An 18,147-nucleotide genomic window follows, 5' to 3' on the forward strand; every position below is an offset into this window, starting at 1 on the left:
CGCGCGCTTCGTACTCAGTCCAGTTCCAGCCGCAGCCACGCCGCGAGCGCCTCGAGTTGCGCATCGTCGTCGTCCCGGCGGGTCGCGAGAATCCACTGCGCGTCGGTTCCGACAAAGCCCCAGGGCGCGAGCAGCCGGCCAGCCGCGAGATCGTCGGCGACGAGTTCCTGCGGGGCGATCGCGACGCCGAGACCGGCGGCCGCAGCTTCGAGCAGGAAATACAGATGCTCGAAGTCGGCCCCCGGGCTGCCGGGCGCCGCCGCGCCGTGGAGCGACGCCCACGTCGGCCAGGCCTGCGGACGCGAAGTGGTGTGCAGCAGCGGCTCGCGCAGCAACGCATCGGGCGTGAGTGCCGAAAGGCGGTCCACCTCGGCGTGGCGGGCGCTGAGTACCGGGCCGATCCGCTCGACTGCCAACGTGCGCACGCGCCACGACGCCGGCCATGGCGGCGTGGCGATCAACAGGGCGGCGTCGAAGCCGTCCAGCGACGGCGGAAACGCGCCTTCATGCGGCGACAGATGCAGCTTCAGGTCGGGCAGGGCTTCGGCAAGTCGCGGCAGTCGCGGGATCATCCAGCGCGCCAGCAGGCTGCCCGGGCAGCCCAGCACGCGCGCCTGCCCGGACCCGGCGCGGCGGATGGTCGCCGTGGCGCCCTGAAGTCGTGCGAAGGCGTCGCCGGCCGCGTCGCGCAGGCGGCTGCCCGCAGGTGTCAGGCGCAGGCCGCGCCCGGCGCGTGTGAACAGGGGCGTGCCCAGCCAGTCCTCGAGCAGCCGCACCTGTCGACTGACCGCGCCATGGGTGACGTGCAGGGCTTCGGCCGCACGGCTGAGGCTGCCCAGCCGCGCAGCGGCCTCGAAGGCGCGAAGCGCGTTGAGCGGTGGCAGGTCCGAATCGGTCATGTGAGATTTGCTGACGGTTCGGTCAGATATTATCGATTCTGACGCGTCGATGTGTGCGTTAAAGTGCAGATCTTCCGAATCCGTGTCCGCCGATGTCGCAGCTTCCGATCGCCGATTTCCATGCTTATCCCGACGCCAACGGCCACTTCGGCCGCTACGGCGGCCGCTTCGTCGCCGAGACGCTGATGGGGCCGATCGCCGAACTCGCGGCGGCCTACGACACCGCGAAGGCCGATCCGGCGTTCCAGCAGGCCTTCGACAGGGATCTGGCGCATTACGTCGGTCGGCCGAGCCCGATCTATCACGCCGAGCGGCTCAGCGATGCCGTCGGCGGCGCGCGCATCCTGCTCAAGCGCGAGGACCTCAACCACACGGGCGCGCACAAGATCAACAACACCGTCGGCCAGGCGCTGCTCGCCAGCCGGATGGGCAAGACGCGGATCATCGCCGAGACCGGCGCCGGCCAGCACGGAGTGGCCTCGGCCACCGTCGCCGCGCGCCTGGGCCTGGAATGCGTGGTGTACATGGGCGCGACCGACATCGAGCGGCAGAAGATCAACGTCTACCGCATGCAGCTGCTCGGTGCGACCGTGGTGCCGGTGACCAGTGGCTCGGCGACGCTCAAGGACGCGCTCAACGAGGCGATGCGTGATTGGGTCACCAATGTGCGCGACACCTTCTACATCATCGGAACCGTCGCCGGTCCCGATCCGTACCCGCGCATGGTCCGCGACTTCAACGCGATCGTCGGCCGCGAGGCGCGCGCGCAGATGCTGGCCGAGTATGGCCGCCTGCCCGATGCGATCACCGCCTGCGTTGGCGGCGGCAGCAACGCGATCGGCCTGTTCCACGCATTCCTCAACGATCCGGGCGTGCGCATCGTCGGCGCCGAAGCTGCGGGCGACGGCATCGACACCGGGCGCCATGCGGCTTCGATCGCGGCCGGTCGACCGGGCGTGCTGCATGGGAACCGCACCTATGTGATCTGCGACGACGACGGCCAGATCACCGAAACCCATTCGGTCTCCGCCGGCCTCGATTACCCCGGCGTCGGACCGGAGCATGCCTTCCTCGCCGACGCCGGCCGCGCGCAGTACGTCGGCATCACCGACGCCGAAGCCCTGGCCGCATTCCACCAGCTCGCCAAGACCGAAGGCATCCTCGCCGCGCTCGAATCCAGCCATGCCATCGCGCAGGCGATCAAGCTCGCGCGCGAGCTGCCGAAGGACGCGATCGTGCTCGCCAACCTGTCCGGCCGCGGCGACAAGGATGTCCACACCATCGCGCAGCGCGAAGGATTCGTGCTGTGAGGAAGAATGTCTGCCGGCTCGCAGCCATCTCACCCCTCGCTGCGATGTCCGCATCAGCCGACGAGTGGCCGCATCACGCTGTCGGTGACTTCCGGATCGGTCCGGCCGACGTGGCCACGCTGTCGGACGGATGCACCTGATGTCTGCGACGTCCTCTCAATCGAATCCCGCGACGCCGGATCCCATGAACCGCATCGACACCCGTTTCGCCGCGCTCCGCGCAGCCGGCCGCAAGGCCCTGATCCCGTTCTTCACCGCGGGCGATCCGTCGCTCGAAGCGACGGTGCCGGTGATGCATGCACTGGTCGAAGCAGGGGCCGACGTCATCGAACTCGGCGTGCCGTTTTCCGATCCGATGGCCGATGGGCCGACGATCCAGCGCAGCTCCGAGCGCGCGCTGGGGCGGGGCGCGGGCATGACCTATGTGCTTGATGCGGTGCGCGAATTCCGCGCGAAGGACGCCGCCACCCCGGTCGTGCTGATGGGCTATCTGAATCCGATCGACATCCGCGGCCCGGCGACATTCGCGGCGCGGGCCCGGGACGCCGGCGTCGACGGCGTGCTGCTGGTCGATCTTCCGCCGGAAGAAGCCGGCGAGTTCCGCGAGGCGTTCGCCACGCACGGGCTCGCGCTGGTGCTGCTGGCCTCGCCGACGACGACCCCGGAGCGGAGCCGCGCGCTGTGCGAGCAGGCGCAGGGCTATCTGTACTACGTCAGCTTCGCCGGCGTGACCGGTGCGGCCGGCCGGCTCGACACCGCCTGTGCCGGCGCCCGGTTGCGTGCGCTGCGTGAGGCCAGTGCGGTGCCGGTGGTGGTGGGATTCGGCATCCGTGATGCCGCCAGCGCGGCGGCGATGGCCGCGGCGGCCGACGGCGTCGTGGTGGGCAGTGCGCTGGTCGAAGCGCTGGATGGCGCGGACACGCCGGCCGATGCGGCAGGCCGCGCGCACCGCTTCCTGGGGCCGCTGCGGGCGGCCCTCGACGGCGGCTGACCGGCAGACCGGGGTCTGTCGGGTGCCCCCCGGCGGTCGGTTACACTTCCGCGCTTTACGGCCCCGTAGCGGCCGTCGGGAGAAGGCAGGCCATGTCCTGGTTGCAGAAAATCATGCCGCCGCGCATCCGTACCGATGCCGCCGCGGTCAAGAAGCGCAGCGTCCCCGAGGGCCTGTGGGAGAAGTGCGAGCGCTGCAGCGCGGTGCTCTACGGGCCCGAACTCGAGGAGAACCTCGAGGTCTGTCCCAAGTGCGCCTACCATCGGCCGATCCGCGCCCGCGCGCGTCTGAAGGCCTTCCTGGATCCGGGTAGCCCCCAGGAGATCGCGGCCGACCTCGGCCCGACCGACATCCTCAAGTTCAAGGACCAGAAGCGCTACGCCGACCGCATCAAGGCCGCGCAGCGTTCGACCGGCGAGCGCGACACGCTGATCGCGATGGAGGGCGCGCTGATGGCACGCCCGATCGTCGCGAGCGCGATGGATTTCGCCTACATGGGCGGCTCGATGGGGTCGGTGGGTGGCGAGAAGTTCGCCCGCGCCGCCGAACGCGCCCTCGAGATCGGCGCGCCCTATGTGTGCTTCACCGCCAGTGGCGGCATGCGCATGCAGGAAAGCATGTTCTCGCTGATGCAGATGGCCAAGACCTCCGCGGCGCTCTCGCGCCTGCGCGAAGCCGGACTACCCTACATTTCGGTACTGACCAACCCGACCTTCGGCGGCGCGTCGGCTTCGTTCGCGATGCTCGGCGATATCAACATGGCCGAGCCGGAGGCGCTGATCGGCTTCGCCGGTCCGCGTGTGATCGAGCAGACCGTTCGCGAGACGCTGCCGGAGGGCTTCCAGCGTTCGGAGTTCCTGGTCGAGCATGGCGCGATCGACCAGATCTGCGACCGCCGCGAACTGCGCACGCGCATCGCCCACCTGCTGGCGATGCTGACCCGGCAGAGCGCGCCCGAGGGAGCGGCTGCGTGAGCCGCAGGTATTTCGGCACCGACGGCATTCGCGGCCGCGTCGGCGAGGGCTGGATCTCGGCCGATTTCATGCTGCGTCTCGGCAATGCCTACGGGCATACGCTGCGCGGCCGCGGCGGTGACTGGCGCCGCCCCCAGGTGCTGATCGGCAAGGACACGCGCATCTCGAACTACATGTTCGAAGCCGCGCTCGAGGCCGGCCTGGTCGCGGCCGGCGTCGACGTCCAGCTGATGGGCCCCATGCCCACGCCCGCCGTCGCGCATCTGACGCATTCGCTCGGCGCTGACGGCGGCATCGTGATCTCCGCCTCGCACAATCCCCATCACGACAACGGCATCAAGTTCTTCAACCGCCAGGGCGAGAAGCTCGACGACGCGAGCGAGCTGGCGATCGAGGCCGCGCTGGACCAGCCGTTCCGCACCGTTGCCTCCGAAAAGCTCGGCAAGGCGGTACGCACGCGCGACGCGGTCGGGCGTTACGTCGAAGCCTGCAAGGCCTCGGTGCCGCGCGGCTTCGATCTCGACGGCATGCGCATCGTCGTCGACTGCGCCAACGGCGCGACCTACCAGGTCGGTCCGATCGTGCTGCGCGAGCTTGGCGCGCAGGTCGAGGTCATCGGCGCCGAGCCCAACGGCCTGAACATCAATGACGGCGTCGGCTCGACGCACCCTGAACACCTGAGCGAACGCGTCAGCCGCAGCGGCGCGAATCTCGGCATCGCTTTCGATGGCGATGGCGACCGCGTGCTGTTCGTCGATGCCAACGGCAGCGTGCGCGACGGCGACGACCTGCTGTACGTGCTCGCGCGCGACTGGCAGCAGTCCGGCCGCCTGCGGGGCCCCGTGGTCGGCACCCTGATGAGCAACTACGGGCTCGAGCGCGCCTTCGGCGAGACGGGCATCGGCTTCGCCCGCGCCAATGTCGGCGATCGCTACGTGCACCAGATGCTGCTTGAACAGGGCGGCGTGCTGGGTGGCGAGACGTCCGGGCATCTGCTGTGCCTGGATCGCGCGACCACCGGCGACGGCATCATCAGCGCGCTGCAGGTGCTCGAGGTGCTGCGCCGCCGCGGCGAGTCCTTGCAGGAAGCGCTGCACGGGCTGTCCAAGGTGCCGCAGAAGACCATCAATGTGCGTTACGAAGGCGCTGCGAGGCCGGCGGAGGCCCCGGTCGTACAGGCCGCGCTCGTCGATGCGCAGGCCGCGGTACAGGGCCGTGGCCGCGCATTCCTGCGCCCGTCGGGCACCGAGCCTGTGGTGCGGGTGACCGTCGAGGCCGACGACGATGCCCTGATGCAATCCACCCTCGATCAACTGGCCGACGCCGTACGCGCGGCGGCCGCCCCCTGATTCCAAGGACCCCTCGCATGACCGCCCGCATCCCCACGCTCGACATCCGCCGTTTCGACACCGACCGCGAGGCCTTCGTCGCCGAGCTCGGTGCGGCCTACCGGCAATGGGGGTTCGCCGGGATCAGCGGCCACGGCATCCCGCAGGCGCAGATCGACGGCGCCTACGAAGTGTTCAAGGCGTTCTTCGCGCTGCCGGAAGAGACCAAGAAGCGCTATCACGTGGCCGGCGGCGGCGGCGCGCGCGGCTACACCGCGTTCGGCGTGGAGACCGCCAAGGGGGCCAAGCACTTCGACCTCAAGGAGTTCTGGCACATCGGCCGCGAGATTCCGGACGATTCGAAGTACCGCGAGGTGATGCCTCCCAATCTGTGGCCGACCGAAGTGCCGGGCTTCCGCGAGCACGGTTATGGCCTGTACCAGACGCTCGATGCGCTGGGTTCGAAGGTCCTCTCGGCCCTGGCGCTGCACATCGGCCTGCCGGAGAACTATTTCGCCGACAAGACCGACGTCGGCAACTCGATCCTGCGGCCGATCCACTATCCGCCGATCACCGCCGACGACATTCCGAACGTGCGCGCCGGCGCGCATGAGGACATCAACCTGATCACGCTGCTGGTCGGCGCGAGTGCGGCGGGCCTGGAGGTGCGCTCCCAGCAGGGCGAGTGGGTGCCATTCACGTCCGAAGCCGACACCATCGTGGTCAACATCGGCGACATGCTGCAGCGCCTGACCAACCACGTATACCCGTCCACGACGCACCGGGTGACCAACCCGCCGGGCGAAGCCGCGCGCAAGCCGCGCTACTCGGTGCCGTTCTTCCTGCACCCGAATCCGGATTTCGTCATCGACGTATTGCCCTCGACGGTGACCGCGGACAATCCGAGCCGGTACCCCGAGCCGATCACCGCCCAGGGCTACCTCGAAGAGCGCCTGCGCGAGATCAAGCTGAAGTAGGGCGGGGCAGGGGATCGAACGGCGCCTTCGGGCGCCGTTTTCAATTGCGGCGGAAGCGCCATCGGACGGGCTGGTCAAGGCGGGCGGCGCCGGTCTGGCCGTCGTCAACGCCGCTGTCGACCTGGTGGGCGGCGGGTCGGCGCGCCATCGAACCGTCTCCGGCCATGGGCTATGCTCTTGCGCCTTTCGCACAAGGAGTCCGCCATGCGCCCCAGGATTGTCGCCGGCAACTGGAAACTGCAGGGCAGCCGCCTGTTCGCCAACGACCTCGTCGAGGGCATCGCCGCCGGCATGCCGACTGGAGTGGAGGCCATCGTGCTGCCGCCGTATCCGTATCTGCCGGCGCTGGCGCAGGCATTCGAGGGTCGCGGCGTGGCTTTCGGCGCGCAGGACACCAGTGCCCATGCCAAGGGTGCCTATACCGGCGAGGTCAGTGCCGAAATGCTTGCCGACGTCGGCGCGCGCTATGCGCTGGTCGGGCACTCCGAGCGCCGCCAGCACCACGGCGAGAGCGATGCGCTGGTCGCGGCGAAGTTCATTGCCGCACGCGAAGCGGGGTTGGCCCCCATCCTGTGCGTGGGCGAGACCCGCGAGCAGCGCGAGGCCGGGCGGACCGAGGACGTCATCGGCGCGCAGGTCCAGGCCGTACTGGACGCGGCCGGGCCGGCCGCGTTCGACGGCGCGATCATCGCCTACGAACCGGTCTGGGCGATCGGCACCGGGCTGACCGCCAGCCCCGAACAGGCCCAGGCGGTCCACGCCTTCCTGCGTGGCGTGGTCGCCCGGCAGGATGCTAGAATCGCCGATTCGTTGCCGCTGCTCTATGGCGGCAGCTGCAAGCCCGACAATGCCGCTGCGCTGTTCTCGCAGCCCGACGTCGACGGCGGACTGATCGGCGGCGCCTCGCTGGCGGCCGACGACTTCCTGGCCATCGTCGCCGCGGCCGCGCGTTGAGCGCGGCTGGCGCCTCTGAAACACGTCCCGTCCGCGGGCACCGCTGAGCACACACGCAATGCTGCTGACCGTCTTCAATATCCTGTTCGTCATCATCGCCATCGCGATGATCGCGCTGATCCTCATGCAGCGCGGCGCTGGCGCCTCGGCCGGTTCCGGGTTCGGTGGCGGCGCGTCGTCCACCGTCTTCGGCGCGCGGGGATCGTCGAACTTCCTGTCCAAGGCCACCAAGTGGCTGGCGATCAGCTTCTTCGCCGTCACCCTGTTCATGGCCTGGTACGCGATGCACCGCGCCAACCCCAATGCGATGAATATGGACCTGGGCGTGATGGGCAGTGAAGTCCCGGCAGCGCCGATCGACCGCGCGGTTCCCCCGGTGGCCACGCCGCAGGCGCCTGCGGCGGACGCTACGGTGCCGACCGCGCCCCCCGCCGAAGGTGCGGTTCCGGCTGCGCCGCCCGCAGCAGAAGATTCTTCGCAGGAAACGCCCTGACGGGACTCCCCAGATCGATGAATTGGCATTACAATGCGCGGCTCGCCGACGCAGTGATGCCAGGCAAGCAGTTTCAGGTTGACCGGCCCAGGTGGCGGAATTGGTAGACGCACTACCTTGAGGTGGTAGCGGCTTAGGTCGTGGGGGTTCGAGTCCCCCCTTGGGCACCAACCGGAAAACCGATGCGGCATTGCCCGTGTCGAACGGATCACCCCGCGCAAGCGGGGTTTTTCGTATCCGCGACAAGAGGTTTTCCCTGTGCGGGAATCATTTTTGCGCGGGGTTCACGCGCGCGGACACATCAGTGGCGAATGCTGCATGAAGTGGTCTGCACGCCGGTGTAAATCGTTTACTCGCCAGTTCTGTAACCGGTACAATTGCAGTGATCGGGTCATCGCACAGAAACGTGCCTTGCCCGGCCTTCGTGAAGCGCTTCGACGCTTCGAGAATGCGGCGTCGCAGGGCGCCGAGCCAAGGCCGCAAGTCGCGGCCGTAGCCGAGAGAACATCCGAGTGCTGGCCGAATATCTGCCGACCCTGCTGTTTCTGATTGTTGCCACGGGGATCGGCATTGCCTTGCTGATCATCGGCAACCTGTTGGGACCCAAGCGCCCTTCGCCCGAGAAGCTGTCGCCGTACGAGTGCGGATTCGAAGCATTCGAAGACGCGCGCATGCAGTTCGACGTGCGCTACTACCTCATCGCGATCCAGTTCATCGTCTTTGATCTGGAAATCATCTTCATCGTGCCCTGGGCCACCGTGTTCCGCGAACTCGGTGTTCTGGGTCTGATCGAGATGGGCATCTTCGCCGGCATGCTGCTGCTCGGCTTCGTCTACGTTTGGAAGAAGGGAGCGCTGGAATGGGAGTGAACCAGACCGTTGCGCGCCTGATGAACAACCCGCTGCCGGAAGGCCGGGTCGAGGACATCCTGCGCCCGGAAGGCGAAAACCCGCTGCTCGAGCGTGGTTTCGTCACGACCAGTTCCGACGTGCTGCTCAACTGGGCGCGCACCGGATCGATGTGGCCGATGACCTTCGGTCTGGCCTGCTGCGCGGTGGAGATGATGCACGCCGGCGCCGCGCGCCTCGATCTCGACCGCTACGGCGTCGTGTTCCGTCCCAGCCCGCGCCAGTCGGACGTGATGATCGTCGCCGGCACCCTGGTCAACAAGATGGCCCCGGCGCTGCGCAAGGTCTACGACCAGATGCCCGACCCGAAGTGGGTCATCTCCATGGGCAGCTGCGCGAATGGCGGCGGCTACTACCACTACTCGTATTCCGTGGTGCGCGGCTGCGACCGCATCGTGCCGGTCGACATCTACGTGCCGGGCTGCCCGCCGACCGCCGAGGCGCTGGTCTACGGCATCCTGCAGCTGCAGAAGAAGATCCGTCGCGCGACCAATTTCGGTGAGACCAAGGTGGGGTTGCGTGATGCGTGAGCAGCCTGCCCGTGAGACCGCGACCGATTTCGCCGCGCGCCTGCGCGCCCGTTTCGGCGATGCGGATGTGGCCGTCGCGCTGCCGCGTGGCGAGGTGACCATCACCACCGCTGGTGACTGGCTCGAGACCTGCCGCGCACTGCGCGACGAGTTCGGCTTCGAGTCGCTGATCGACCTGTGCGGCGTGGACTACCTCGGTCATGGCAGCGACGAGTGGGACACCGAGGTCTCCTCCGAGGGATTCAGCCGTGGCGTCGAAGGTCGTGGCCCGGGGCGCTTCAAGTTCGGCGAGACCATCAGCCGCCAGGACACGCAGGCGCAGGGCGGGGAATCCGCGATTCCGGTGCCCGAGCGGCGTTTCGCCGTGGTCGCGCAGCTGCTGTCGATCCAGCACAACCGGCGGGTCGCGGTGAAGTGTTTCGCGCCCAGCGTCGATCTGCCCGTGCTGTCGTCGCTGACCGTGCTGTGGCCGGTCGCGAACTGGTTCGAGCGCGAGGCCTTCGACCTGTTCGGCGTGATCTTCGAGGGCCACCCGGACCTGCGCCGCATCCTGACCGACTACGGCTTCGTCGGTCATCCGTTCCGCAAGGATTTCCCGTTGATCGGCAATGTCGAAGTGCGCTACGACGCCGAGCGTCGCCGCGTCGTGTATGAGCCCGTGACCTCGGTCGAGCCGCGGGTCGGCGTGCCGCGCGTCATCCGCGACGATGCGCGCTATGCGACTGCGCGTGACGAGCAGAAGGGCCGTCGCCAGGAGAGCAGCAAGTGAGCGCCATCCCGACCACTTCGCTGCATCAGGCCAATACGGTGCCCAGCGCCGAGGCCCTGAAGCAGGAAATCCGCAACTACACGTTCAACTTCGGTCCCCAGCATCCGTCCGCCCATGGCGTGCTGCGTCTGATCCTGGAGATGGACGGCGAGACCGTGATGCGCGCCGATCCGCATATCGGCCTGCTGCACCGTGGTACCGAAAAGCTTGCCGAGAGCAAGCCGTTCAACCAGTCGGTGCCGTACATGGACCGTCTGGATTACGTGTCGATGATGTGCAACGAGCACGCCTACGTGCGCGCGATCGAGACCCTGATGGGGATCGAGGCGCCCGAGCGTGCGCAGTGGATCCGCACTCTGTTCGACGAAGTCACCCGCATCCTCAATCATCTGATGTGGATCGGCTCGAACGCGCTCGATCTCGGTGCGATGGCGGTCATGCTCTACGCGTTCCGCGAGCGCGAAGAGCTGATGGACGTCTACGAAGCCGTCAGCGGCGCGCGCATGCACGCGGCCTATTACCGGCCCGGTGGCGTCTATCGTGATCTGCCCGACCACATGCCGCGCTACGCGGAATCGCGCTGGCGCAAGGGCGAGAAGCTCAAGCGTTTCAACAAGTGGCGCGAAGGCTCGATGCTCGACTATCTCGAGGCGTTCGCGAAGGATTTCCCGAGCCGCGTCGACGAGTACGAGACCCTGCTCACCGACAACCGCATCTGGAAGCAGCGCACCGTCGGCATCGGCGTGATTCCTCCGGATCTGGCCAAGGCCTGGGGCATGACCGGCCCGATGCTGCGTGGTTCGGGCGTCGAGTGGGATCTGCGCAAGACCCAGCCGTATGCGCGCTACGCGGATGTCGATTTCGACATCGCCGTGGGCGTCAACGGCGACTGCTACGACCGCTATCTCGTGCGTGTGTTCGAAATGCGCGAGTCGGCGAAGATCATCCAGCAGTGCGTGACCTGGCTGCGGGCCAACCCCGGCCCGGTGATGCTCGACAACTACAAGGTGTCGCCGCCCTCCCGCGAGGAGATGAAGGACGACATGGAAGCGCTGATCCACCACTTCAAGCTGTTCACCGAGGGCTATTGCGTGCCCGCCGGTGAAACCTACAGCGCGGTGGAGGGCCCGAAGGGCGAGTTCGGCTGCTACCTGATCTCCGACGGCGCCAACAAGCCGTTCCGCGTGCACCTGCGTGCGCCGGGTTTTGCACATCTTTCGTCGATGGACGACATCACGCGCGGGCACATGCTGTCCGACGTGGTGGCGATGATCGGCACCTATGACATCGTGTTCGGAGAAGTCGACCGATGAAGGCGACCGGAAATTTCGAGAACGCCCGCAACGTCGACCCGATGGTCGTGCTCAGCGGCGATACGCGCGCGCACATCGACCACTGGCTGTCCAAGTTCCCGGAGGACCGCAAGCGGTCCGCGGTACTGCAGGGTCTGTTCGCTGCCCAGGAACAGAACAACGGCTGGTTGACCGACGAGCTGATCGCCGCCGTGGCGAAGTATCTGGATCTTCCGCCGGTGTGGGCCTACGAGGTCGCGACGTTCTACTCGATGTTCGAAACCGAGCAGGTCGGTCGCAACAACGTCGCGTTCTGCACCAACATCAGCTGCTGGCTCAACGGCGCCGAAGGGCTCGTTGCCCATGCCGAGAAGAAGCTGGGCTGCAAGCTCGGTGAATCCACCGCCGACGGTCGCGTCTACCTCAAGCGCGAGGAAGAGTGCGTCGCCGCGTGCTGCGGCGCGCCGGTGGTGGTCATCAACGGTCATTACCACGAGAAGCTCACGCCCGAGGGCGTTGACGAGCTGCTCGACGGTCTGAAGTAGGGCATCGCGCGGACATGGCACATCACCATCCCAAGTCTTCCGAAGGTTACGGGCCCGTCGGGCCTGCGCCGAAGGAACACCAGGCGGTCTACACCACGCTGCATTTCGACAAGCCGTGGTCCTACGAGAACTACCTCAAGACGGGTGGTTACAGCGCGCTGCGCCGGATCCTCGAAGAGAAGATCCCGCCCACCGACGTCATCGAGATGGTCAAGCAGTCCGGCCTGCGTGGTCGCGGCGGCGCGGGCTTCCCGACCGGCCTGAAGTGGAGCTTCATGCCCAAGGGCGAGATGCAGAAGTACATCCTCTGCAACTCGGACGAATCCGAGCCCGGTACCGCCAAGGATCGCGACATCCTGCGCTACAACCCGCACGCGGTCATCGAGGGCATGGCGATCGCCTGCTACGCGACCGGCGCGAGCGTGGCCTACAACTACCTGCGCGGCGAGTTCCACCACGAGCCCTTCGAGCATCTGGAAGAAGCCACCGCCGAGGCCTATGCCAACGGCTGGCTGGGCAAGAACGTGCTCGGCAGCGGCATCGACATCGACATCCACAACGCCCTCGGCGCAGGCGCCTACATCTGCGGCGAAGAGACCGCGCTGATGGAGTCGCTGGAAGGCAAGAAGGGCCAGCCGCGCTTCAAGCCGCCGTTCCCGGCGAATTTCGGCCTCTACGGCAAGCCGACGACGATCAACAACACCGAGACGTTCGCCTCGGTGCCGGCCATCGTGCGCAATGGCGCCGAGTGGTTCATGAATCTCGGCAAGCCCAACAACGGCGGCTGCAAGATCTTTTCGGTGTCCGGCCATGTCGTCAGGCCCGGCAACCACGAGATCCGCCTGGGGACGCCCTTCTCGGAACTTCTCGAGATGTGCGGCGGCGTGCGCGAAGGCCGCAAGGTCAAGGGCGTGATCCCGGGTGGCTCCTCGATGCCGGTGCTGCCGGGCGAGACCATGATGGGCCTGACGATGGACTACGACGCGCTGCAGAAGGCCGGCTCCGGCCTGGGCTCGGGCGCGGTCATCGTGATGGACGACACCACCTGCATGGTGCGTGCCTGCCAGCGCATCGCACGCTTCTACTACAAGGAAAGCTGCGGCCAGTGCACGCCGTGCCGCGAGGGCACCGGCTGGATGTACCGCATGCTTACCCGTATCGCCGAGCACACCGCGACTGTAGAGGACCTGCAGATGCTGCGGGCGGCGGCGGGACAGATCGAGGGACACACCATCTGCGCATTCGGTGAAGCGGCCGCATGGCCGGTGCAGGGCTTCCTGCGCCACTTCTGGGACGAGTTCGAGTACGCGATCGTGAACAAGCGTTTCCTCGTCGACGATCAGCGCAACGGCACCGTCGTGCCGAAGGCGGTGGCCGCATGAGCGCCCAGCCGGTGAACCCGAACCTGCCGCCCGACCATGTCACCGTCTTCATCGACGGTGTCGAACTGGCCGCGCCCAAGGGTTCGATGATCATCCATGCCGCCGACAAGGCCGGCATTCCGATCCCGCGTTTCTGCTATCACGACAAGCTCGCGATCGCCGCGAACTGCCGCATGTGCCTGGTCGACACCGAGGTCGGCGGCCGTGGTGCGCCCAAGCCGTCGCCGGCCTGCGCCACCCCGGTGATGGACGGGCTGAAGGTCTTCACGCGCAACGAAAAGGCGCTCAAGGCCCAGCGCAACGTGATGGAATTCCTGCTGATCAACCATCCGCTCGACTGCCCGATCTGCGATCAGGGCGGCGAGTGCGAACTGCAGGATCTCTCGCTGGGCTATGGCCGCTCGGTCAGCCGCTTCGCCGAGCGCAAGCGCGTCGTCGCCGACGAGGATCTCGGTCCGCTGGTCGCGACCGAGATGACCCGTTGTATCCAGTGCACGCGCTGCGTGCGCTTCACCGCGGAAATCGCCGGCACCTACGAGCTGGGCGGCATGCAGCGCGGTGAGAACCTGCAGATCGGCACCTACGACGGCAAGCCGCTGACGACCGAACTTTCCGGCAACGTCATCGACGTCTGCCCGGTCGGCGCGCTGACCAACAAGGTCTATCGCTTCCGCGCACGTCCCTGGGAGCTGCTCGCGCGCGAGTCGCTCGGCGGCCATGACGCGCTCGGCAGCAACACATTCCTGCACGTGCGCCGCGGCGAAGTGATGCGCGTGGTGCCGCGTGAGAACGAAGCGGTCAACGAGTGCTGGATCTCCGATCGGGACCGGTATTCGCACCAAGGCCTGGCGGCTGAAGACCGCGCGGTGCGTCCGCTGGTCAAGGACGGCGGCGCATGGCGCGAAGCCTCGTGGGAGGAAGCCCTGACCCGCGCCGAGACCATCCTGCGCGACAACGCCGCCGACGAGCTCGGCGTGCTGGTGCATCCGGCGACTTCGAACGAGGAGGGCGCTCTGCTGGTCCGCCTTGCCGAAGCGCTCGGGACCGGCAATCTCGATCACCGCATTGCCCAGCGCGACCTGTCCGACGGCGCCGTGGCCGAGGCTTTCCCGATGCCCGTCGCCGAGCTCGACCGGGCCGATGTGGTGCTGCTGGTCGGCACCAATCTGCGCCACGAGGTTCCGCTGCTGCACCACCGCGTGCGTCAGGCGTGGAAGCGCGGCGCCAAGGTGTACGTGGTCAATCCGGTCGATTTCGAGTTCACTTTCGACATCGTCGACAAGGCCATCGTGCCGCCGTCGAAGGTCGCCGAGACCCTGCAGGTCGCCGAGCTCGGTGACGCGCTGCGCGGCGGCAAGCATGCCGCGATCATCCTCGGCGCGCAGGCGGAAGCCAGCGCGCACGCTGCCGACATCCGCAAGGCTGCCACCGCGCTCGCCAGTGCGACCGGTGCGGCGCTGTGCCGCATCCCGCAGGGCGCCAATGCGCTGGGCCTGAGCCGCCTGGGCGTGCTGCCGACCTCGCGCGACGCCAATGCGATGCTCGCCGAGCGCCGCGGCGCCTACGTGATCTACGGCATCGAGCCGGGTCTGGACTTCGCCGACCAGGCGACTGCGTTGCAGGCACTGGGCGCTGCCCAGGTCGTGGCCTTCAGCCACTTCGCCTGTGAATCCACGCGCGCCGTGGCCGACGTGATCCTGCCGATCGGCGCCCTCGCCGAGATCGACGCGACGCTGACCAATCTGGAAGGCCGCGACCAGCAGGCCACTGCCGCCGGCAAGCTGCCGGTCGATGCGCGTGCCGGCTGGCGCGTGCTGCGCGCACTGGGTGGTGCGCTGGCGATGCCCGGTTTCGAGTTCACCGATCTGGCCGGCCTGCGTGCGGGTATCGAGCCGAAGTCGGTGACGGTTGCAGCCTCCGCGGCGCCGGTCGTGGACGGTGACGGTCTGGAACTGGCCGTGACCCAGGCGATCTATCGCGTCGATGGGCTGACCCGCCGCGCCGCTGCGCTGCAGTCGCATCCGCTGACCGTCGGTCCGCGCATCGTCCTGCATCCGGACGACGCCACGGCGAGCGGGTTGGTCGACGGTGCGATGGCGAAGGTCTCCAACGGGGTCGGTACCGCGACGCTGCAGGTGGCGGTCGACGACCGTGTCGCACCTGGCGCGGCGTGGGTGGAATCGGGCTACGGCGCCACTGCGGCGCTGGGAGCCGGCAAGGTCAAGGTGGTGGCGGCATGAGCGGGGTTCAGAACAGCGTCGTCAACACCGCGTCGCTCCTCGGTGACGCCAGCGCGCCCCTGTACGACTGGCTGATGTCCCTGGGCTCGGTCGGGCTGGTGCTGTGGATCGTGCTCAAGATCCTGCTGATCGCAGTGCCGGTGATCCTGTGCGTGGCGTTCTACGTGGTGTGGGAGCGCAAGCTCCTCGGCTGGATGCACCAGCGGCACGGTCCGATGTACGTGGGCATGGGCATCTTCCAGGCCTTTGCCGACGTCTTCAAACTGCTGTTCAAGGAAGTCATCCAGCCGACCAATGCGCAGCGCGTGCTGTTCGTGCTGGCGCCGCTGATCACGCTCGCGCCGGCGTTCGCCGCCTGGGCAGTGGTGCCTTTCGATGCGCAGCTGGTGCTGTCGAATGCCAACGCCGGCCTGCTGTATCTGCTGGCGATGACGAGCCTGGGCATCTACGGGATCATCCTCGCCGGCTGGGCGTCGAACTCCAAGTACGCCTTCCTCGGCGCAATGCGTGCCTCGGCGCAGATGATCAGCTACGAGATCGCGATGGGCTTTGCGCTCGTCGGCGTGATGGTTGGCGCCGGCAGCCTGAACCTGTCCGAGATCGTCATGGCGCAAGCGGGCGGCAAGGGCCTGTTCGACTGGTTCTGGCTGCCGATGCTGCCGCTGTTCGTCATCTACTTCATCTCCGGCGTGGCCGAGACCAACCGCGCGCCGTTCGACGTGGTGGAAGGCGAGTCGGAGATCGTCGCCGGTCACATGGTCGAGTATTCGGGTTCGGCGTTCGCGCTGTTCTTCCTCGCCGAGTACGCGAACATGATCCTGATCAGCTTCCTGGTCGCGATCTTCTTCCTCGGCGGCTGGCTGTCGCCGTTCCAGGGCTGGGGCATCCCGCTGCTGTCGGTCGACGGCTGGTGGTGGCTCTTCGCCAAGGTGATCTTCTTCGCCAGCTGCTTCATCTGGTTCCGCGCGTCGTTCCCGCGTTACCGCTATGACCAGATCATGCGCCTGGGCTGGAAGGTGTTCATTCCGATCAGCATCGGCTGGATCGTGGTGACGGCACTGATGGCGTATTTCGGCGTATTCGAGGCAGGACGGTGATGGGCAAGTTCGTTGCATGGTTCCGTAGCCTGTTGCTGCTCGAGCTGATCGGCGGCATGGCGCTGACCTTCCGCTATCTCTTCCGCGACAAGTACACGCTGATGTACCCGATGGAAAAGACGCCGCAGTCGCCACGTTTCCGCGGGCTGCATGCGCTGCGTCGCTATCCCAACGGGGAAGAGCGCTGCATCGCCTGCAAGCTGTGCGAGGCGGTGTGCCCGGCGCTGGCGATCACCATCGATTCGGAGCAGCGCGAGGACGGCAGCCGCCGCACGACGCGCTACGACATCGATCTGTTCAAGTGCATCTACTGCGGCTTCTGCGAGGAGTCGTGCCCGGTGGACTCGATCGTCGAAACCCACGTGCTCGAGTACCACTTCGAGAAGCGCGGCGAGAACATCGTCAACAAGCAGCAACTCCTCGCGATCGGCGACCGTCTCGAGTCCGAGATCGCCGAACGTCGCGCCGCCGACTCCGCGTACAGGTAAGTCATGGAATCCACCCTCATTGCATTCCTCGTCTTCGCCGCGATCACCGTGATGGCCGCGGTAGGGGTGATCAGCGCCCGCAACCCCGTGCATGCGGCGTTGTTCCTGGTGTTGACGTTCTTCTCGACCGCCTGCACCTGGCTGCTGGTAGGCGCCGAGTTCCTCGGCATCGCGCTGGTGCTGGTCTATGTCGGCGCGGTCATGGTGCTGTTCCTGTTCGTGGTGATGATGCTCGACGTCGATGTCGCGCCGCTGCGGGAAGGCTATGTGCGCTACCTGCCGGTCGGCCTGGTCGTCGCGGTGGTGATGCTCGTCGAGATCATCACGCTGATCGGGGTTCGCGCGCGGATGACGCCGTTCGCCGCCGATGCGGTCGACGAGGCGGGCCTGTCCAATACGGTATGGATCGCACGCCGCCTGTTCACGGACTTCCTGCTGCCGTTCGAGATCGCCGCGGTCATCCTGACCGTCGCGGTGATCGCCGCGGTGATGCTGACGCTGCGTCGCCGTCCCGGTGCCAAGCACCAGAACCCCAGCGAGCAGGCCCGCGTGCGGGCGAGTGACCGCATGCGCGTGGTCAAGATGGACGCGGTGCGTCCGGTGGTCGAGCCGGTGCCGGGTGCGGGTGAGGGAGAATCGAAATGACCGAGCTGTTCGGGACCGGCCTCGCGCTGGGCCATTACCTGTCGCTGGGCGCGGTGCTCTTCTGCATCAGCGTGGCGGGCATCTTCCTCAACCGGAAGAACGTGATCATCCTGCTGATGTCGATCGAGCTGATGCTGCTCGCGGTGAACATCAACTTCGTTGCGTTCTCGCGCGAGTTCGGTGATGCCGCCGGCCAGATCTTCGTGTTCTTCATTCTCACCGTGGCCGCGGCCGAGGCCGCGATCGGCCTTGCGATCCTGGTCACGCTGTTCCGCAACCGGCGCACGATCAACGTCGCCGAACTCGACACGCTGAAGGGCTGACC

The 18,147-nt window shown here is 67.2% G+C and carries 19 protein-coding genes and 1 tRNA gene; 19 read left to right on the forward strand and 1 reads right to left on the reverse strand.

Features of this window, described 5'->3' with window-relative positions:
* Window positions 1–14 precede the first annotated feature (14 nt).
* Window positions 15–899 carry a LysR family transcriptional regulator gene (locus CNR27_RS06970; RefSeq protein ID WP_096297536.1) on the reverse strand — a complete coding sequence of 295 codons (885 nt, stop codon included), beginning with the start codon at window positions 897–899 and terminating at the stop codon, window positions 15–17.
* 92 nt (window positions 900–991) lie between these two features.
* On the opposite strand from CNR27_RS06970, the gene trpB reads away from it, so the two are divergent.
* The 19 genes from trpB to nuoK all read left to right on the forward strand — a co-directional run bounded on the left by trpB (window position 992) and on the right by nuoK (window position 18,145).
* A complete protein-coding gene (gene trpB / locus CNR27_RS06975) occupies window positions 992–2,209 on the forward strand; it encodes a tryptophan synthase subunit beta (RefSeq protein WP_096297537.1) in 1,218 nt (405 codons plus the stop codon).
* A 184-nt stretch (window positions 2,210–2,393) separates the two neighbouring features.
* Window positions 2,394–3,200, forward strand: a complete 807-nt coding sequence (gene trpA, locus CNR27_RS06980) for a tryptophan synthase subunit alpha (protein WP_096297538.1) — start codon at window positions 2,394–2,396, stop codon at window positions 3,198–3,200.
* A 92-nt stretch (window positions 3,201–3,292) separates the two neighbouring features.
* Entirely contained in the window at window positions 3,293–4,174 is an 882-nt protein-coding gene (accD, locus tag CNR27_RS06985) for an acetyl-CoA carboxylase, carboxyltransferase subunit beta (RefSeq protein WP_096297539.1), read from the forward strand.
* On the forward strand, window positions 4,171–5,523 hold the full coding sequence (gene glmM / locus CNR27_RS06990) for a phosphoglucosamine mutase (protein WP_096297540.1): 1,353 nt from the start codon (window positions 4,171–4,173) through the stop codon (window positions 5,521–5,523). Before accD ends, glmM begins: the two co-directional genes overlap by 4 nt.
* 17 nt (window positions 5,524–5,540) lie before the next feature.
* Window positions 5,541–6,479, forward strand: a complete 939-nt coding sequence (locus tag CNR27_RS06995) for an isopenicillin N synthase family dioxygenase (protein WP_096297541.1) — start codon at window positions 5,541–5,543, stop codon at window positions 6,477–6,479.
* A 204-nt stretch (window positions 6,480–6,683) separates the two neighbouring features.
* Complete coding sequence (tpiA, locus tag CNR27_RS07000; RefSeq protein WP_096300401.1) at window positions 6,684–7,433, forward strand: triose-phosphate isomerase; 750 nt, start codon at window positions 6,684–6,686, stop codon at window positions 7,431–7,433.
* A 58-nt stretch (window positions 7,434–7,491) separates the two neighbouring features.
* On the forward strand, window positions 7,492–7,926 hold the full coding sequence (gene secG / locus CNR27_RS07005; protein WP_096297542.1) for a preprotein translocase subunit SecG: 435 nt from the start codon (window positions 7,492–7,494) through the stop codon (window positions 7,924–7,926).
* An 85-nt stretch (window positions 7,927–8,011) separates the two neighbouring features.
* Window positions 8,012–8,096: transfer RNA gene (locus tag CNR27_RS07010), tRNA-Leu, on the forward strand.
* Window positions 8,097–8,438: 342 nt separating this feature from the next.
* Complete coding sequence (locus CNR27_RS07015) at window positions 8,439–8,795, forward strand: NADH-quinone oxidoreductase subunit A (RefSeq protein ID WP_096297543.1); 357 nt, start codon at window positions 8,439–8,441, stop codon at window positions 8,793–8,795.
* Window positions 8,786–9,364: a NuoB/complex I 20 kDa subunit family protein gene (locus tag CNR27_RS07020; RefSeq protein WP_096297544.1), complete on the forward strand. Its 579-nt coding sequence runs from the start codon at window positions 8,786–8,788 to the stop codon at window positions 9,362–9,364. The genes CNR27_RS07015 and CNR27_RS07020 overlap by 10 nt, the downstream gene beginning before the upstream one ends.
* On the forward strand, window positions 9,357–10,133 hold the full coding sequence (locus tag CNR27_RS07025; RefSeq protein ID WP_096297545.1) for an NADH-quinone oxidoreductase subunit C: 777 nt from the start codon (window positions 9,357–9,359) through the stop codon (window positions 10,131–10,133). Before CNR27_RS07020 ends, CNR27_RS07025 begins: the two co-directional genes overlap by 8 nt.
* Window positions 10,134–10,138: 5 nt before the next feature.
* The gene (locus CNR27_RS07030) at window positions 10,139–11,446 is read left to right on the forward strand and encodes an NADH-quinone oxidoreductase subunit D (RefSeq protein ID WP_179948239.1); all 1,308 of its coding nucleotides are present in this window, start codon (window positions 10,139–10,141) and stop codon (window positions 11,444–11,446) included.
* Window positions 11,443–11,970, forward strand: coding sequence for an NADH-quinone oxidoreductase subunit NuoE (gene nuoE / locus CNR27_RS07035; protein WP_096297546.1), 528 nt, complete (start codon window positions 11,443–11,445; stop codon window positions 11,968–11,970). The genes CNR27_RS07030 and nuoE overlap by 4 nt, the downstream gene beginning before the upstream one ends.
* Window positions 11,971–11,984: 14 nt before the next feature.
* Window positions 11,985–13,352 carry an NADH-quinone oxidoreductase subunit NuoF gene (nuoF, locus tag CNR27_RS07040; protein ID WP_096297547.1) on the forward strand — a complete coding sequence of 456 codons (1,368 nt, stop codon included), beginning with the start codon at window positions 11,985–11,987 and terminating at the stop codon, window positions 13,350–13,352.
* On the forward strand, window positions 13,349–15,592 hold the full coding sequence (gene nuoG, locus CNR27_RS07045; protein ID WP_096297548.1) for an NADH-quinone oxidoreductase subunit NuoG: 2,244 nt from the start codon (window positions 13,349–13,351) through the stop codon (window positions 15,590–15,592). Before nuoF ends, nuoG begins: the two co-directional genes overlap by 4 nt.
* The gene (nuoH, locus tag CNR27_RS07050) at window positions 15,589–16,689 is read left to right on the forward strand and encodes an NADH-quinone oxidoreductase subunit NuoH (RefSeq protein WP_096297549.1); all 1,101 of its coding nucleotides are present in this window, start codon (window positions 15,589–15,591) and stop codon (window positions 16,687–16,689) included. Before nuoG ends, nuoH begins: the two co-directional genes overlap by 4 nt.
* Window positions 16,689–17,177 (forward strand): NADH-quinone oxidoreductase subunit NuoI, encoded by a 489-nt coding sequence (nuoI, locus tag CNR27_RS07055; protein ID WP_096297550.1) that lies wholly within the window; start codon window positions 16,689–16,691, stop codon window positions 17,175–17,177. Before nuoH ends, nuoI begins: the two co-directional genes overlap by 1 nt.
* Window positions 17,178–17,180: 3 nt before the next feature.
* Complete coding sequence (locus CNR27_RS07060; RefSeq protein WP_096297551.1) at window positions 17,181–17,822, forward strand: NADH-quinone oxidoreductase subunit J; 642 nt, start codon at window positions 17,181–17,183, stop codon at window positions 17,820–17,822.
* Window positions 17,819–18,145 carry an NADH-quinone oxidoreductase subunit NuoK gene (gene nuoK / locus CNR27_RS07065; protein ID WP_096297552.1) on the forward strand — a complete coding sequence of 109 codons (327 nt, stop codon included), beginning with the start codon at window positions 17,819–17,821 and terminating at the stop codon, window positions 18,143–18,145. The genes CNR27_RS07060 and nuoK overlap by 4 nt, the downstream gene beginning before the upstream one ends.
* Window positions 18,146–18,147: the final 2 nt, after the last annotated feature.

It is taken from the genome of Luteimonas chenhongjianii (genome assembly GCF_002327105.1).
In the GTDB taxonomy this organism is placed as follows: domain Bacteria; phylum Pseudomonadota; class Gammaproteobacteria; order Xanthomonadales; family Xanthomonadaceae; genus Luteimonas; species Luteimonas chenhongjianii.

Coding starts and splice junctions, on each gene's coding strand:
- CNR27_RS07020 (WP_096297544.1), top strand. CDS start 8,786: ATGGGAGTGAACCAGACCGTTGCGCGCCTGATGAACAACCCGCTGCCG.
- secG (WP_096297542.1), top strand. CDS start 7,492: ATGCTGCTGACCGTCTTCAATATCCTGTTCGTCATCATCGCCATCGCG.
- CNR27_RS07060 (WP_096297551.1), top strand. CDS start 17,181: ATGGAATCCACCCTCATTGCATTCCTCGTCTTCGCCGCGATCACCGTG.
- nuoK (WP_096297552.1), top strand. CDS start 17,819: ATGACCGAGCTGTTCGGGACCGGCCTCGCGCTGGGCCATTACCTGTCG.
- trpB (WP_096297537.1), top strand. CDS start 992: ATGTCGCAGCTTCCGATCGCCGATTTCCATGCTTATCCCGACGCCAAC.
- nuoH (WP_096297549.1), top strand. CDS start 15,589: ATGAGCGGGGTTCAGAACAGCGTCGTCAACACCGCGTCGCTCCTCGGT.
- CNR27_RS06970 (WP_096297536.1), bottom strand. CDS start 899: ATGACCGATTCGGACCTGCCACCGCTCAACGCGCTTCGCGCCTTCGAG.
- CNR27_RS07025 (WP_096297545.1), top strand. CDS start 9,357: ATGCGTGAGCAGCCTGCCCGTGAGACCGCGACCGATTTCGCCGCGCGC.
- CNR27_RS06995 (WP_096297541.1), top strand. CDS start 5,541: ATGACCGCCCGCATCCCCACGCTCGACATCCGCCGTTTCGACACCGAC.
- trpA (WP_096297538.1), top strand. CDS start 2,394: ATGAACCGCATCGACACCCGTTTCGCCGCGCTCCGCGCAGCCGGCCGC.
- accD (WP_096297539.1), top strand. CDS start 3,293: ATGTCCTGGTTGCAGAAAATCATGCCGCCGCGCATCCGTACCGATGCC.
- nuoF (WP_096297547.1), top strand. CDS start 11,985: ATGGCACATCACCATCCCAAGTCTTCCGAAGGTTACGGGCCCGTCGGG.
- nuoE (WP_096297546.1), top strand. CDS start 11,443: ATGAAGGCGACCGGAAATTTCGAGAACGCCCGCAACGTCGACCCGATG.
- nuoI (WP_096297550.1), top strand. CDS start 16,689: ATGGGCAAGTTCGTTGCATGGTTCCGTAGCCTGTTGCTGCTCGAGCTG.
- nuoG (WP_096297548.1), top strand. CDS start 13,349: ATGAGCGCCCAGCCGGTGAACCCGAACCTGCCGCCCGACCATGTCACC.
- tpiA (WP_096300401.1), top strand. CDS start 6,684: ATGCGCCCCAGGATTGTCGCCGGCAACTGGAAACTGCAGGGCAGCCGC.